Source organism: Mesorhizobium sp. M1A.T.Ca.IN.004.03.1.1, from assembly GCF_003997555.1.
Classification (GTDB): Bacteria; Pseudomonadota; Alphaproteobacteria; order Rhizobiales; family Rhizobiaceae; genus Mesorhizobium.
Map to the genome: position 1 here is coordinate 1 of NZ_RZTV01000511.1, position 262 is coordinate 262.

Consider the following 262-nt stretch of genomic DNA (forward strand, 5'->3'; position numbering starts at 1 on the left):
GCAGCAGCTCTTCCGGATTGCCTTGCGCCAATGAGGCGACGATGCCGAGCCCCGTCCGCAGCTCGCTTTCGGTTGTCGAGCCAAGCGAGATGCGCACGGCTGGCGTCCAGCCTTGATCGCCGGTGTGGAACGATTTGCCAGGCGCGATCGCCACGCCGCGCAGCCTTGCCTGCGATACGAAGCCGTCCTCCGTATGATTGCCTGAGAGCGGCAGCCAGACGTGCAGGCTTTGCGGATGCGCCCGGTACGGCAGGCCGGCCAG

General features: G+C 66.8%; 1 pseudogene. It reads right to left on the reverse strand.

Annotated features, from left to right (window positions below):
- Nucleotides 1-262: pseudogene (locus tag EOD29_RS32675) on the reverse strand (PLP-dependent aminotransferase family protein); the annotation flags it as partial.